Annotated in this window: 13 protein-coding genes and 1 pseudogene; 12 read left to right on the top strand and 2 right to left on the bottom strand. The window is 61.4% G+C overall.

All coding sequences use genetic code 11. The features are described from left to right. The first annotated feature begins 18 nt into the window (after nt 1-18). From RM463_RS09855 to RM463_RS09820, 8 genes are all read left to right on the top strand, one after another. On the top strand, nt 19-378 hold the full coding sequence (locus tag RM463_RS09855) for a TIGR03745 family integrating conjugative element membrane protein (RefSeq protein WP_089689191.1): 360 nt from the start codon (nt 19-21) through the stop codon (nt 376-378). Then, nucleotides 378-761 (top strand): TIGR03750 family conjugal transfer protein, encoded by a 384-nt coding sequence (locus RM463_RS09850; protein ID WP_089689190.1) that lies wholly within the window; start codon nt 378-380, stop codon nt 759-761. Before RM463_RS09855 ends, RM463_RS09850 begins: the two co-directional genes overlap by 1 nt. Further along, nucleotides 758-1,405, top strand: coding sequence for a PFL_4703 family integrating conjugative element protein (locus tag RM463_RS09845; RefSeq protein ID WP_311429888.1), 648 nt, complete (start codon nt 758-760; stop codon nt 1,403-1,405). The genes RM463_RS09850 and RM463_RS09845 overlap by 4 nt, the downstream gene beginning before the upstream one ends. Further along, complete coding sequence (locus RM463_RS09840) at nt 1,402-2,274, top strand: TIGR03749 family integrating conjugative element protein (RefSeq protein WP_311429887.1); 873 nt, start codon at nt 1,402-1,404, stop codon at nt 2,272-2,274. The genes RM463_RS09845 and RM463_RS09840 overlap by 4 nt, the downstream gene beginning before the upstream one ends. After that, nucleotides 2,271-3,713, top strand: coding sequence for a TIGR03752 family integrating conjugative element protein (locus RM463_RS09835; RefSeq protein ID WP_311429886.1), 1,443 nt, complete (start codon nt 2,271-2,273; stop codon nt 3,711-3,713). Before RM463_RS09840 ends, RM463_RS09835 begins: the two co-directional genes overlap by 4 nt. Then, nucleotides 3,676-4,143 (top strand): TIGR03751 family conjugal transfer lipoprotein, encoded by a 468-nt coding sequence (locus tag RM463_RS09830; RefSeq protein ID WP_371931880.1) that lies wholly within the window; start codon nt 3,676-3,678, stop codon nt 4,141-4,143. Before RM463_RS09835 ends, RM463_RS09830 begins: the two co-directional genes overlap by 38 nt. Next, a complete protein-coding gene (locus tag RM463_RS09825) occupies nt 4,143-7,073 on the top strand; it encodes a conjugative transfer ATPase (RefSeq protein ID WP_311429885.1) in 2,931 nt (976 codons plus the stop codon). Before RM463_RS09830 ends, RM463_RS09825 begins: the two co-directional genes overlap by 1 nt. Before the next feature lie 63 nt (nt 7,074-7,136). After that, nucleotides 7,137-8,271 (top strand): IS3 family transposase gene (locus tag RM463_RS09820; RefSeq protein WP_409230097.1). Its coding sequence is split into 2 segments (ribosomal slippage): nt 7,137-7,396 and nt 7,395-8,271, totalling 1,137 coding nucleotides; the frame shifts between segments, so codons are not numbered across the junction. A gap of 285 nt (nt 8,272-8,556) precedes the next feature. Here RM463_RS09820 and RM463_RS09815 read toward each other — a convergent pair. Together RM463_RS09815 and RM463_RS09810 are read right to left on the bottom strand one after the other, a co-directional pair. Then, a pseudogene (locus RM463_RS09815) lies at nt 8,557-8,854 on the bottom strand (IS1380 family transposase); the annotation flags it as partial. A gap of 346 nt (nt 8,855-9,200) precedes the next feature. Beyond that, a complete protein-coding gene (locus RM463_RS09810; RefSeq protein ID WP_311429883.1) occupies nt 9,201-10,454 on the bottom strand; it encodes an IS256 family transposase in 1,254 nt (417 codons plus the stop codon). Between the two features lie 907 nt (nt 10,455-11,361). Between RM463_RS09810 and RM463_RS09805 the strand changes: the two genes are divergently transcribed. Genes RM463_RS09805 through RM463_RS09790 form a run of 4 tightly spaced genes read left to right on the top strand, consistent with a single transcriptional unit; the run spans nt 11,362 to nt 15,269 of the window. Beyond that, nucleotides 11,362-12,480, top strand: a complete 1,119-nt coding sequence (locus RM463_RS09805) for an FAD-dependent oxidoreductase (RefSeq protein WP_311429882.1) — start codon at nt 11,362-11,364, stop codon at nt 12,478-12,480. Continuing rightward, nucleotides 12,455-12,757, top strand: coding sequence for a (2Fe-2S)-binding protein (locus tag RM463_RS09800; protein WP_311429881.1), 303 nt, complete (start codon nt 12,455-12,457; stop codon nt 12,755-12,757). Before RM463_RS09805 ends, RM463_RS09800 begins: the two co-directional genes overlap by 26 nt. Beyond that, nucleotides 12,757-14,151 (top strand): (2Fe-2S)-binding protein, encoded by a 1,395-nt coding sequence (locus tag RM463_RS09795; protein WP_311429880.1) that lies wholly within the window; start codon nt 12,757-12,759, stop codon nt 14,149-14,151. Before RM463_RS09800 ends, RM463_RS09795 begins: the two co-directional genes overlap by 1 nt. Next, nucleotides 14,148-15,269, top strand: coding sequence for an FAD-dependent oxidoreductase (locus tag RM463_RS09790; protein WP_311429879.1), 1,122 nt, complete (start codon nt 14,148-14,150; stop codon nt 15,267-15,269). Before RM463_RS09795 ends, RM463_RS09790 begins: the two co-directional genes overlap by 4 nt. The last annotated feature ends 77 nt before the right edge of the window (nt 15,270-15,346 follow it).

Here is a 15,346-nt window from a genome sequence, read left to right as displayed (position 1 = left end):
CTCAAGAAGGAGCTCGTTATGACTACCGTGCGTTCACTCTTCTCTCGTACTCGTACACGGGGACTCGCCGCCTTGGCAGCGGTGGGGCTAGTGCCGCAGGCCATGGGGCAGGGGCTGCCCACCATGGAGGCACCCTCACGTGGTGAAGGCGGTGGTCTGATCGAGACGCTGCAGAACTACCTCTACGATTTCGGCGCCCTTGGCGGTCTCATCCTGGCCACGGTGGCATTCATCATCGTCGCCATCGCATCCATCGCCACCTTCAACGAGGCACGGGTTCGCGGGGAGTGGTCGAAGTTCGGCGTAGTGGTCGTCGTGGGGGTAGTGCTGATCGTGGCCATCATCTGGCTGGCGACCAAGGCCGCGGAGATCCTCTGATGGTCAATCGTCTCGACTTTCTGCCGACCCGTCTGAATGCCGCACCGGTGGTGTTTCGGGGCATGACCGGGCACGAGGTTGGGATGATGGCTCTGGGCGGAGTAGCCGCGGGCTTGCTTCCGGGCGCGATCGGCGCCTGGCTGCTGGGAGCCATCGCCATGGTGCCGACCGTGGCGTTTGCCTGTGCCGGCATGGCGCTCTACGTCGGTGGCGCCGTGATGCGGCGGCTACGTCGCGGCCGTCCCGCCTCCTGGCTCTACCGCAGCCTTCAGTTCCGCCTGGCCCGGCAAGGCATACGCCTGTGGGGCGGCGAGACCCTGATCACCCGCTCCGGCCCCTACTCGCGGCGGCGGATGCGCTACCAGCCGGGAGGACGGCCATGAGTCGCTTTCGTCACGCCCTGAGCGCCCGGGATGCCCATATCACCACCCTGCGCCTGGTCATCGCGGTGCTGGCCCTGCTGAGCGCCGGCCTGTGGTGGGGCTGGAAGTCGGCCCCGGAGAACCTAACCATCCACAATCCGCCCGACCTGCGCTCCGGCAGCACCCGCGCCTGGTGGGAGGTCGACCCCTCGAGCGTCTACGCCTTCGGGTTCTACGTCTGGCAGCAGATCAACCGCTGGCCCTCCGACGGCCAGAGCGACTATCAACGCAACCTGCAGGCCTACTCGCCCTTTCTCACCCCCTCCTGCCAGCGCTACCTGGACAACGACTACGAGACCCGCAACCGCCGTCAAGAGCTCTCCGGGCGCGTGCGCGGCATCTATGAGATTCCCGGGCGCGGCTATCGCGCCAGTGCCGTCGAGGTGCTGAGCCGAGATGCCTGGGTGGTGACCCTGGATATGGCCATCGACGAACAGTACGCCGGCACGCCGGTTCGCGATCTGTTCATTCGCTACCCGCTGCGGGTGGTGAGGGCCGACGTAGACCCTCAGCGCAACCCCTGGGGCCTGCAGGTGGACTGCTTCGATGGCATTCCACAGCGGCTGTCGGTACCAGATGCAGAGAAGCAAGGAGGCTCCTCATGAAGCGTGTGATGCTGGCCTGGTTGGTCACCGCCGTGTTCGCCGGTGAGGCGCTGGCGGTGGAGGTCATGCACTGGGAACGTCGACCGCTGGCGATACCGCTGCCGGTGGATGAGGAGCGGATTGTCACCCTGGACCGCAACGTTCGCGTGGGCCTGCCACCGGCATTGGCCAATCCCGAGGTACTGCGCGTACAGAGCGCCGGGGGCGTACTCTACCTGAAGGCCTTCGAGACCTTCGAGACCCAGCGTGTTCGCGTGCAAGACGTGGAGAGCGGGGATGTGCTGCTGCTGGACCTGTCGGCTGGGGAGGGCGTTAGTAGCGAGGAGATCCTGGTGGTGGATAGCCGAGAGTCATCCACGGCCAGTTCTTCCTCGGGCAGCGGCGGGGCGAAGACAGTATCGACCCCGCCATCGTCGGCTCAAGCGTCAGGCACTGCTGCACAGCGCGCGTCCACCACGCCTGTACCGGTGCTACTGACCCGGCATGCCGCCCAGTCCCTCTATGCGCCGCAGCGCACCATCGAGCCCCTGCGCGGCGTCTCTCGCGTCCCCATGCGGCTGCCCGAGTCGCTGAGTACCCTGCTGCCGTCACTGCCGGTGACCGCCACGCCCCTGGGCGCCTGGCGGCTCGATGGCTGGATGGTCACCGCGGTGAAGCTCGAGAACAACGATCGGCGCCGAGCCTTCGAGCTGGATCCGCGCTGGCTGCAGGGGGACTTCTACTCGGCAACCTTCATGCACCCCTACCTGGCCCCGCGGGGCTCCATGGAGGACACCACCACGGTCTTCCTGGTCACTCGGCGTCGCGGTCTGGGCAGGGCGCTGATCCCGCTGGAGGCGATGGAGGAGACCGAGGAGGGCACCTCATGACGCTGCGCAGCAATACCCTGCTGAAGGTGCTGGTCCCGGCGCTGCTGGTGATCGTGCTGCTGATCCTGGTCCGCGGCCTGAGCGGCGACAATGCCGGCACGGATACCGAGACGGCCGAGGCGGACCCGACGCTGACATTGAATGACGACGAGCTGAAGGCGCTCGGCATCGAGGGCGATACCCCGAGGGATACCGTGGCCACCCTGGTGGGGCACGTCCAGGCCATGCGCCGTGACCTGGAGCAGGCTCAGGCCGAAACTCAGGCGCTGCGTGATCAGAACGAGCAGTTGATGAGTCGCCACCAGGACGTGGACGGTGCCATCGACGAGGCCCTGCGCCGTGAGCGCGAACGGCTGCGTCAGGAGATCGCCCGGTCCAAGCCGGACAGCTCCATGCTGGGCACCTTGCAGCGTCAGCTGGACCAGCTGCGCCGCCAGGTGGATGGGCAGCGTGATGATGACCTGCCCATCGGCCTGGGCCTTGAGGGAGGCGGTGGCCCCGATGGGACATCCTACTCGGGCCCTGGCTCGGAGCATGCGCTGACCTGGGTCGAGCCCCTGGATGCTCAAGAGGACGAACGTGGGCGGGGCGAGATGACCTTCCCGACCCGCTTCGGCGAAGCCGCCGAAGAGCTGAGCGAGTCGGCACAGCGTGCCACCAGCGCGGTGGAGAGCCGGGTGACGGGGCGTCCCGATGAATCCACCGTGGAGCCGGTCTACACCCTGCCGGAGAACTCCACCCTGATGGGCTCGGTGGCCATGACGGCGTTGCTGGGCCGGGTGCCGATCGATGGCACGGTCAACGACCCCTATCCGTTCAAGGTGGTGATCGGCCGCGAGAACCTCACCGCCAATGGCATCACCCTGCCTGAGGTGGAGAGCGCCATTGTCAGCGGCACGGCCACCGGTGACTGGACCCTCTCCTGCGTGCGCGGCCAAGTCAATTCGATGACCTTCGTCTTCGAGGACGGCACCGTGCGCACCCTGCCGGCCCCTGAAGACGTCAACTCGGATGAGGGATCGAGCCGCACCACCCTCGGCTGGCTCTCGGATCCGCGGGGCCTGCCTTGCATTCCCGGGGACCGTAAGACCAATGCCCAGCAGTTCCTGCTCACCAGCTTCATCCTCGGCGCTGCCGAGGCCGGGGCCGATGCCATGGCGATGAACGAGGTCACCACCAGTGTGGACAGTGGTGGAGTGGTGAGTGGCTTGACCGGCGACTCGGGGCGCTATGCCGCCAGCCAGGCCCTGGCCGGCGGTGTGTCGGACGTGCGCCAGTGGGTTCAGGAGCGTTTCGGCCAAACCTTCGACGCCGTTTACGTCCCGCCGGGGCAGCCGGTCGCCATCCATATCGAGCGTGAGCTGCCCATCGACTATGAAACCCAAGGAAGGAGGGTGCGATATGACCGCTCGAGTGCGGCCAATCTCGATCTGCCGTAGCGCCACCATGTCGATGGCGGCCTTGTTCACCAGCCTGACGATGACCGGGTGTGCGACCTCCCAGGAGGAGCTGATGCCGGTGGGCGACACCACCATGATGGAGATCTGGCAGCACCAGGCCGGCCACAGCACCGGTGAGCGCCGCCTGCTGGATGTGCGCAGCGAGCTGCGCCGTCCGCTGAAGAGTGACGACATGGTCACGGAGCAGCTGCGCTACAGCCGCGATGTGGGCAACGAGATCTACAGCCAGTTCCGCCGTCTGCCCAACCCTGACCTGGTGATGTACGTCTTTCCCCACCTGGCAGGTACGGAGCAAGTGCCGGTACCCGGCTACTCGACGGTATTTCCCCTCTACCAACGCATCCAGTACGCCATGCCCGGTGAGAGTGCACGAGCCACCGCGGACTGGGTCGACGGGAGGACCCTCTGATGTCCCAGTTCGATGCGTTGATGAATCGCCTATTCGGCAGCGCCAAGGCCGATGACAGTAACCAAGCGCGGGGCCTGGATGAACTGCTCTCGGCGCCGCCCCAGGCACGAGACTATGAGGCCCAGTCGATCGAGCCCGATGCCATCGCTGCCCTGAGCCATGATATCCAGGGGCGGCCGTTGGCTCTGCCCCGGGGCAAGGCGCCCTCCGTCGCTGAGCTTCGCTCCCACTTTCGCCGGGCACCGTCGTTCAGCAACTACCTTCCCTGGGTGGAGTACCTGCCCGAGTCGGGCTGCTTCCTGCTCGAGGATGGCGTCTCGGTGGGGGTGGTAGCCGAGGTCTTTCCCATCGCCACCGAGGGGCGCGAGCCGGAGTCCCTGGAAGCGATTCGCGACCAGATCGAGGCCGCCTTTCAGGACAGCCTGCCCGAGTACGAGCAGCACCCCTGGGTGGTGCAGCTCTTCGTCAAGGATGAGATCGATGCCCGCCCCGACCTGGAGCGCATGCGCGACTATGTGCGGCCTCGAGCCCGGGAGACCGAGTTCACCCAAGACTGGCTGGCGAGCATGGCCGCCCACCTCAAGGCCATCTCCAAGCCCGGCGGGCTGTTCCAAGATGACGGCGTGACCCAGACCCGCTGGCGGGGGCAGACCCGCCGCACGCGCTTGGTGCTCTACCGTTGGCTCGGCAAGAAACGCAAGGCAGGGGAACGCCAGCGAGGGCTCTCTCCCGAGCAGGCCGCGAACCAGGTCTATGAACGGCTGGCCGCGGCCCTGAGCGGTGCGGGCCTGCGCCTGGAGCGCTACGACGGTCGTGCCTTTCACCGCTGGCTGCTACCTCGCTTCAATCCCCATCCGCGGCTGGTTCCCGATGATCCGGCGCGCTTCTATGCCCTGTGCGACTACCCCGAGGATGCAGATGAGGTGGCCTGGAACTATGACCTGGCCGAAGGAATGCTCTTCAACTCTCCCCGGGGGGATGTTGAGACTGGGTATTGGTGGTTCGATGGGCTGCCCCAGTGCTGTGTAGTGGTGGAGGAGATGCGCCGAGCGCCGGTGGTGGGCCACCTCACCGGTGAGGTGCGACGTTCCGACGGCCAGGCGAGCAACGCCCTGATGGACAAGCTGCCCGAGGGCACCGAGGCGGTACTGACCATCGTGGCCACGCCCCAGGAGCCCCTGGAGGACCACATCAACCGCCTGCACAGCAAGGCAGTAGGCGACAGTGTGCTGGCCCGCCAGGTTCGCGAGGATTGCGAGACCGCCCGCCGCTACCTGGGTCAGAACCACAAGCTCTACCAGAGCACCCTGGCCTTCACTCTGATGGGCAAGGACGAGCAGGATCTCCAGCAGCGCAGTATGGCGCTGGCCACTCAGCTGCTACAGGTCAACCTCTCGCCGGTGGACCCCGAAGACGAGGTAGCAGGCCTGAACACCTATCTGCGCTGGCTTCCGATGAACTTCGACCCGGAGCAGGACCGGAAGAACCGCTGGTATACCCAGTTCAACTACGTCCACCACCTGGCCAACCTGGCGCCGGTGTTCGGGCGCGGCCGCGGGACCGGGCGCCCTGGGATGACCTTCTTCAACCGCGGTGGCGAGTCCTTCAGCTTCGATCCGCTGAGCCTCGAGGACCGCTCGGCCAACGCCCACATGCTGGTGTTCGGCCCCACCGGTGCCGGCAAGTCGGCCACCCTGAACGGCGTGCTGAGCCAGGTCATGGCCATGCACCGCCCGCGGCTCTTCATCATCGAGGTGGGCAACAGCTTCGGGCTGCTGGGCCAGTATTTCGAGCGAAAGGGGATGAGCGTCAACCAGGTCAAGCTCTCTCCGGGCTGCGGGGCCAGGCTACCGCCGTTCGCGGCGGCCACTAGGCTGCTGGAAAACGAGGTGGAGGAGCGGCGCCTCGCCCGAGACGTCGAGGACGCCAACCCCTTCGAGGAGGCTCCCTTGGAGGAGGACGAGGAGCAGCCCGACGAGGAGCGCGATCTGCTGGGGGAGATGGAGATCACCGCCCGGCTGATGATCACCGGCGGCGATCCCAAGGAGGAGCGCGAATTTCGCCGCGCCGACCGGCGCATGGTGCGCGACGCCATCTACCGTGCGGCGGAGCGCTGCCGGGAAGAGGGACGTGACTGCATGACCCAGGACGTGCGCGAGGCGCTCTATACGATCTCCCGCGATACGGAGGTCCCCGAGGAGCGGCAGCGCCGCGCCTATGACATGGGGGAGGCTATGGGGCTGTTCTGCGACGGCTTCGACGGCGAGGTCTTCAACCGCCCCGGCACCGCCTGGCCCGAGTGCGACGTGACCATCATCGACCTGGCCCATTTCGCCCGGGAGGGCTACGAGGCCCAGCTCGCCCTGGCGGTTATCAGCGTGACCAACATGATCACCAACCTGGCCGAGCGCGATCAGTACAGCGGGCGGCCCATCGTCCAGGTCATCGACGAGTGCCACCTGCTCACCGTCAACCCGCTGCTCAGCCCCTACCTGGTCAAGGTGGGCAAGATGGGCCGCAAGCTCTCCCACTGGATCTGGATGGCTACCCAGAACCTCGAGGACTTCCCGGACGCCGCCCGCAAGCTGCTCAACATGATCGAGTTCTGGCTGTGCCTCTACATGCCCCCGGACGAGATCGAGCAGGTCAGCCGCTTCAAGGAACTCACCGCCACCCAGCGCAAGCTGATGGCCTCCGCCACCAAGGTCTCCAAGAAATACACCGAGGGGGTGGTGCTGTCAGGTCGCCTGGAGGCGCTGTTCCGGGTGGTTCCGCCCAGCCTCTACCTGGCCCTGGCCGGCACCGAGGGTGAGGAGAAGGCCGAGCGCATGCGGGTGATGCGCGAGCAGGGCTGCTCGGAGCTCGAGGCGGTGCTGCATATCACCCAGCGGCTGGATGAGGCTCGGGGTATAGGGTCCGTGAGAAAGTGAAGTGGTCCCCGAAATTCGGACCAGGCGCTAAGCTCTGATCAGACCGACCAGGAGACCCTGATCATGAGCAAGAAACGTCGGCAGTACAGCAACGAGTTCAAGGCCAAGGTGGCCTTGGCTGCGCTGAAGGGCGACGAGACCACCTCGGCGCTGGCAGCTCGCTTCGAGCTACATCCCTCCATGGTGAGCCAGTGGAAACGTGAACTGCTGGACAACGCCGCTGGCATCTTCGAGGGCAGCAGCGGCAAGGCCGCCCAGAAGAGCCAGGAGGAGATCGATACTCTGTACCGTGAGATCGGTAAGTTGACGGTGGAACGCGATTTTTATCACGCAGGCTCGATCGTTGAGCCGGGCCCAGCGCCTGGCCATGATCGAGCCGCCATCTTCCGCAACCCCGAGCCTGAGACGGCAGTGTCAGCTGCTGGGCATCAGCCGTTCCTCGCTGTACTACCAGCAGCGCGAGTGGCTGGCCGAGGATCTGGTGCTGATGCGCCTGATCGATGAGCAGCATCTGCTGACGCCGGTCTACGGATCCCGCCGGATGATCGTCCACCTCAACCGGCTGGGGCACCGGGTCAACCGCAAGCGGGTCCGCCGCCTGATGCGTCAGATGGGGCTCCAGGCCATCTACCCGCGACCACGGACCAGCCTGCCGGGCAAGGGCCACCGGATCTACCCCTACCGGCTGCGCGGCCTGACGATCGACCGGCCGAACCAGGTGTGGGCGACCGACATCAGCTACATTCCGCTGGCACGCGGGTTCATGTACCTGATGGTGGTGATGGACTGGTATAGCCGCCGTGTCCTGTCGTGGCGGGTCTCCAACACTCTGGACACGGACTTCTGTGTGGATGCGCTGGAGGAGGCACTGGCCCGTCACGGAGCGCCCGAGATCTTCAATACGGATCAGGGGTGCCAGTTCACCAGCCAGGCCTTTACCGGCGTCTTGGAGGCTCACGGCGTCACCATCAGCATGGACGGCAAGGGCTGTTACCGAGACAACATTTTCGTGGAGCGGCTCTGGCGAAGCGTGAAGTACGAGTGTGTCTACCTGAGGGCCTTCAAGGACGGGGCCCACCTGAAGCAGGAACTGGGCCGTTACTTCGCCTGGTACAACCAAGAGCGGCCCCATCAGGGATTGGACGATGCAACACCGGATGAGGCGTACTTCCCACAACCAGTGAAACAGGCGGCCTGACGCCGATGATGATCCGATCCGAGCTTAGATGACCTGTCAGGTGGTTCGAAGGATGGGGTCCACTTCACGAGGGCGCTGATCGGGCGACCGGAAGGCGCTGGCTGGCAGCATCACTCATCAAGATCGCTATCTTCAACGTGAGCAGCCGCTGGGGAATGCCCGAGAATGGAATTCCCCCGCTTTCTCATAGTTCTTGGGAATCAATTTCGACCGTCGAAGCAGCCTTGACCGCCGGCCGCTGCAGCAGTAGCTCGATTCCAGCTCCTGAGGTAGTCTCGTCGGGCGTCAACTCAGCGCCGTCAGTTTCGGCAGCCCCTTCAACAACGTCGGCCGCCACTTGTCGGCGGCGGCGCCGAGATGAACAGTGATGCGCCGGGCTTGCAACGACATCGTGGCAGTTGCATTCAGCACCTGCTCGCGTATCCGCTCCAGCTCCAGCCTTACCGGGTCTGCTGCCTCAGCAGGCAGCGCAGGCCATGCAGAACTTAATAGGCGTATAGACTCAGCAGCAGGCTCACTTCGTTGCGGGCCTCACGTCCTGTGAAGTGGAGGCGTCGCGATCGGTCGACGAGAAATGCAGGTTCCCATAAGCCACTCTCGGTAGCAGTTGCGCTGGTTGACACGTTCCTCGCGTCGCTCCATGGCAGCCGGTTCTTTAACAGCGCGGTCACCACATGCTCCAATAGCTCCTGAAGCATTAGCATTAGCATCAGCATCAGCATCAGCCTCTGGCTCAGAAAGCCCTGAAACATCCTGCGCTTTTCAAGCAGCTTCGCCAGTGCCATGCTCTTGGCAGCCATCGCGGGCTTCCTTCGGTGGGCGTGTTTGGCGACTTGAAACTTTAGCGAAGGCCCACGGTGGCCTAACTTATCAGATCTAACCACACTTCTTGCTGGCACGAGTTATTGTCAATTTCTGTGTATGGCCGGTCAGGCGACAGCCCTGTCTGACTGATCGGTCAAGGGTTCGCCGTCCTTGAACTGGACGTTGTTCACGACCAGCTCCAGCTTGTTGAACCCCTTGATCCGCTTCCAGCGCTTCTGGGCGCTCTGAAGCAGCTTGAAGACCATCGCCAGGGTCGTCGCTCTGGAGCCGCAGTTCCGGCTGCGCCTGCTCCGCAGGCGGACCGTGGCGAAGGTCGATTCGATCGGGTTGGTGGTGCGGATATGCACCCAGTGCTCTGCCGGGTAGTCATAGAACGCCAGCAGTTCTTCCCGATCCTTGGCCAGGCACTCCATGGCTCTGGGGTACTTGGCCTCGAAGCGTTTTACCGTGCGATCGAAGGCCTTATGTGCCTCGTCGCGGGTCTCGGCCATCCAGATCTCGTGGAGGTCGGCCTTGACCTTGGGCTGCACGGATTTCGGTAGCTTGTTCAGTACGTTGGCGGTCTTGTGGACCCAGCAACGCTGGTGGTTGGTCTCCGGATAGACCTTGCTCAGCGCGGCCCAGAAGCCCATGGCGCCATCGCCGACCGCCAGCTTGGGGGCCGTGGTCAGCCCGCGCTCGCGTAGCCCCGTGAGCAGCTCTTTCCAGCTGGCTTCCGACTCGCGTCGCCCATCCTCGACGGCGACCAACTCCTTACGGCCCTGCTCGGTGACACCGATGATCACCAGCAGGCACAGGCGGTCATCCATTCGAACGTTGCTGTAGACGCCGTCTGCCCACCAGTAGACGTAGCGCTGCTCTGATAAGCCCCGCTTCTGCCACTCGGCGTGCTCAGCCTCCCACTGCTTCTTGAGCCGCGACACAGTGTTGGCCGAAAGCCCCTTGGCCTGGTCGCCCAGCAGGGCTGCCAGGGCCTCCTGGTAGTCATCGGTGGAGACCCCCTTCAGGTAGAGCCAGGGGATCAGCTCTTCGATGCTCCGGGCCCGCTTCAGGTAGGGCGGCAGCAGCGCGCTGCTGAAGGTAACCCCATCACCGCTGCGATCGCGGGTCCGGGGCACCTTGACCTCGACGTCGCCGATACCGGTCTGCACCGTGCGCTCCGGCAAGTAGCCGTTGCGGACGACGGCACGGCGACCGTCTTCCAGCGTCTTCTCGGCGTACTGCTCAAGGAACGTGCTCAACTCGGCCTCCACGGCTTTGGCGATCAGATCTCGGGCACCTTGGCGAAGCAATTCATGCAGCGGGTCGGTAGCACCAGTGTCTGGTTGCGTCACGGCTTGGAGGGTAAAATCGGTCATGGCGTATCCATCCTATGCTGGTTGTGATCTGGCGTGATCAATCAGCAGGATACGCCACCCTTCCTTCTGCCCTCCATACACAAGACTTGAGCTTAACTCTGCTGGCACGTTATCAAGCCTAACTTCAGAAGTTGATTGATGCGTAAAGCGATGACTCCGATAACATATGCGCATAGGGTTGGTAAAAAATGGTATTAGTTTGCATGGCATTTAGGTGCTAGTTTTTAAGCCATAGCGTAAACACTGCATTGAAAAAAATTATAGCAATTTGAGTTATTTTCAATATCTTATTGATTTAATAATAAATAAGAGGATGTGAATTATGGGTTGTCGCGTACTTCGAATAGTATTTATAAATGGCGCAATTGATTTTTCAGTAGCTTTAGCCCCATGATTTTTCCTGCCGGCCCTTTTGTTGATTTAATTCTTCTTGTTCCGTATGAAACTCTCGGTTTATTTTTCCCCGGGTTTTTTTTGCGTACCAGTGTATATAGCAGTCTTAATGCATTGGTGTCGGCTTATGTGGCCACCATTCTGCATACTAATCGCTTATTTAAAGTATCAGTATTTGGTATGGGGGAACAGGTAGTAAATTCCGTGATGTCATTGAGGGCCAGTCAGTGGTCTATTTTTAGTCGTGTCGTATTTCCGGTGACCTTGTCGAGCGTGCCTGGCGGTTGGTTTCTCGCGTTAACCGCAGTTCCTATAAATTTCGATGGCGTTTTTTTGCGTCGTCCAGACCGACAGCGCTGTTCGTAAAATGTATAAGGATATTGTTTACACCATCGGTCCGATGATTGCTTTTATATCGACCGTGCTGATCTTTCTAACGGCTTTCTTGGTTCTGATGCTGGATCATGTCTCTGGGTTAGACAAATTCCTGATCGGCAATGGGTGAATCGATTAAATGAAGACTTATGATTTTGCTATCGTTGGTGGTGGGCTAGTAGGCAGTGCTATTGCTTATGGCCTGGCTAGGGCCAGCTACCGTGTCGCTGTGCTCGATGAGGGCGATGTTGCCTATCGAGCATCTCGAGGCAATTTCGGACTGGTCTGGGTTCAGGGTAAAGGGCTCGAAATCCCGAGCTACTCACAGTGGAGCATGAGTTCTGCATCCTTGTGGCCCAGCCTATCGGAAGAACTCTGGGAGCTCACTGGGGTAGCAACACAACACCAAGCGCCGGGAGGTTTGCATCTCTGCTACAGCCACAAGGAAATAGAGCTGCGGCAGGCTGAACTTACCACGTTGTCCAAGGCAACTGGCGGGCAGTTTGATTTCGCAATGCTCGATCATGAACAGCTACGCGAGATGATTCCGGAAATCGGGGAGAGTGTCACGGGAGCCTCATGGTCACGCTGGGATGGACATGCCAATCCTCTTTATTTGCTACGTGGGTTGCATGCCGGTTTTCTTCGCTTTGGCGGTACTTTCCTTCCTGGCAGCAAGGTTCACCGAGTACAACAGCGAGGGGATAGCTTTGTAATCGAGCGTGAAGGTGAGCGAGTCCATGCGGAGCGCGTGGTGCTCGCCGCCGGTCTCGGTAACCGCCTTCTAGCTCCTCAGGTTGGTCTGCAAGCACCACTGGTGCCTAACCGAGGCGAGATCCTGGTTACTGAGCGCATGAGCCCACTTCTGAATCTTCCGACCACGTACCTTCGCCAGACAGGGGAAGGCTCAATTTTGCTAGGTGATTCACATGAAGATGTCGGTTTTGACGAGGGCACAGAAACTCCTGTGCTATCGCATATCGCCCAACGGGCTGTGCGTGCCCTGCCGGCGCTAGCCAAGACGCGCATAGTACGTACTTGGGGTGCGCTGCGAGTGATGACACCTGATGGCTATCCGCTCTATCAAGCTTCGCTCTCTCATCCGGGCGCATTCGTGGCCTGCTGCCATAGCGGTGTGACCTTGGCTGCAGCCCATGCCAAACGCCTTGCCCCCTGGATCGCTGGTGATTCCTCACCTAACGAAATAGTTCCTTTCACCGCGGAGAGATTCGATGTTCAAACGGCTAACCCTGCCTGATGCGCCTATGCAGAAAACAGTGATCGTTTACTTCAACGGCCGGCAGGTTACTGCCCAGGATGGCGATACCATTGCAGCGGCGCTGCTCGCTGCCGGCGTCGAAGCATGTCGTACCACGCCGGTGAGCGGATCCCAGAGAGGCCCCTACTGCATGATGGGGGTCTGTTTTGAGTGTCTGGTCGAGGTGGACGACGTCCCTAATGTCCAGGGTTGCCAGGTCCATGTGAAGGACGGCATGCAGATTCGCTCTCAACACGGCGCAAGGAGGCTCGGCTGATGACGACTCATGACTTGGTGATACTTGGAAGTGGGCCTGCCGGTATGGCCGCTGCCGCCGCTGCCGTGGCCCATGGCATTACCGCGGTGGTGGTAGATGAACAGCCGGCGCCTGGTGGACAGATTTATCGTTCAATTGAGACTACGCCGATCAAGGAGCGGCGAATTCTTGGTAATGACTACTGGTGTGGTGAGGAGCTGGTAGATGGGCTTGATGATCCACGCATTGATTATCGGCCTGGGACTACCCTTTGGCAGCTCACCAGACAGCTTGAGGTCGGGCTCCTCCAGGGTGACCAAGCGTCGATGGTTCGAGCCCGACATGTCATTCTCGCTCATGGTGCCATGGAGCGTCCTTTTCCGGTTCCGGGCTGGACCCTGCCCGGAGTCATGACTGCCGGAAGCGGGCAGATTATGCTTAAGAGTGGTGGTTTGGTGCCCTCGGCACCGGTTGTTCTCGCTGGCTGTGGGCCACTTCTTTTACTGCTGGCCGTGCAATATTTGCGCGCTGGGGTTCCCATTGCTGCCTTGCTTGATACCTCGTCGCCAGGCCAATACCGGGATGCACTCCCGCTAATGCCAGGTGCGCTACGAAATATTCGAACTCTACTCAAGGGCGTGGGGCTATTGGCCGAACTGCGACGTGCAGGAGTTAGACATGTTCGGCATGTAACGGCTCTGGAGGCCGAAGGCGAGAACCGACTAGAGCGTGTCCGCTGGCGATGTGGCAATGATCCTGAGTGGCACTCCTTGACAACACCGCTGCTGCTACTGCATCAGGGTGTAGTACCAAATACACAGGTTACTCGGGCGCTCGACTGCACACATGATTGGGACGAGCGGCAACTGTCTTGGCGTCCGCGAACGGACACTTGGTTGGCAACAGATGTCGAGGGGGTCTCGGTCGCTGGAGATGCTGGTGGCATCGTAGGAGCCAAAGCTTCTGCTTTTCAGGGGCGGCTAGCAGGCTTGGGTGCCGCCATCGCTCTAGGTCGTGTTAATGAAGATCAAATCCGAGCGGAAGTGAAGCGGCTACGGCGTGAATTAAAGCGGGAAACGGCTATTCGTCCTTTCCTCGACACCCTCTACCAACCGGCCGCACAATGGCGCCTTCCGGAGGACAATACAGTTGTCTGTCGGTGTGAGGAAGTTACTGCAGGTGAAGTGCGGAACATGGCAAAGCAGGGGTGTCGTGGACCTAACCAGACCAAATCATTTACTCGATGCGGAATGGGACCCTGTCAAGGACGTATGTGTGGCCTGACGGTTAGCGAACTGTTGGCCGATGCCAACGGCCAGAGCGTTAGCGAGACTGGTTACTATCGGCTTCGCCCTCCCTTTAAACCCATTACTTTGGGGCAGCTGGCTACAGCCGCTGAGGACATTTCGAGATGAGTGCGCGGATTGTGATTGTCGGGGCAGGTCTCCATGGCTGTAGTGCCGCTGTCCATCTCAGCGCCCAGGGCCATCGGGTCACTGTGATCGACAAGGACTATGCCGGCCGTCATGCCTCAGGTGTTAACGCTGGTGGTGTGCGGCGATTAGGCAGGCATCCTGCGGAGATCCCATTGGCCATGGCGGCCTGGGAGCGTTGGCAACGCATGGCCGAGGTAGTAGGGGACGACTGTGGTTTTCGCCCGGTCGGGCAGATCATGGTCGCCGAGAATAGTGCAGACTTGGAGACGCTGGCTGAGCGTGAGCGACAGGTCCGTTCTCTGGGATTCAACCACGAATACCTTATTACTCGCGACGAGCTCCGTAAGCGTGTCCCTGCTCTGTCTCCCCATAGCCCTGGCGGGCTTGCCTGCGACGGAGATGGTTATGCCAACCCCTATCGGACGGTTACAGCCTGGAGGCGCTTGGCTCAACGGCAGGGCGCAAGTTTCTTCGAAGGTGTGACTGTCACTGACCTGGAGGCCTGTGGCAGCGGCTGGAAGGTTCAGGCTGGCACCCACCGGTTTACTGCTGACATCCTCATCAATTGTGCTGGTGCTTGGGCGGGAACTCTTTGTCAATGGCTGGGTGAGCCAGTGCCTCTCACAGCGGAGGCGCCGATGTTGATGATTACTGAGCGAATGAAACCATTTCTCGGCCCGGTTATTGGGGCTACCTCCAGGTTACTTTCCTTTAAACAGTTTGAGAATGGTACGGTGATGATCGGCGGAGGAATTCGTGGGGAAGTCGATTCACACCGTCAGGTTGCCGAGACCAGCCTTGGTGGCTTGGCAGAAAATGCAGACACTGTGTTGAGTCTATTCTCCTTTATGAATGAGGCGCGCATTGTCCGTACCTGGGCAGGGATGGAAGCCGTTATGCCGGACCAAATCCCAGTATTGGGCTCGAGCAGTACATCCGAGAACGTTATTCATGCCTTCGGCTTCTCGGCCCATGGTTTTCAGCTGAGTCCCATTACTGGGGAAATCGTGGCTGACCTAGCTATGGGGCGCGAGCCGTCCTACCCGATTGAGCCATTTTCGATTACACGTTTCAATGGTAATCACTCCTCAATCTGATCTACTGCTATTCCGCATTATACATCTTGCTCATTTTTCGGCATGCCGAAAAGAGTGACACCACGCCTGAAGTCAGG

This window comes from Halomonas sp. LES1, assembly GCF_031846005.1.
Lineage (GTDB): Bacteria > Pseudomonadota > Gammaproteobacteria > Pseudomonadales > Halomonadaceae > Halomonas.
Note: the sequence above shows the minus strand (reverse complement) of the source record. Positions and strands in the feature narration are given on the sequence as shown.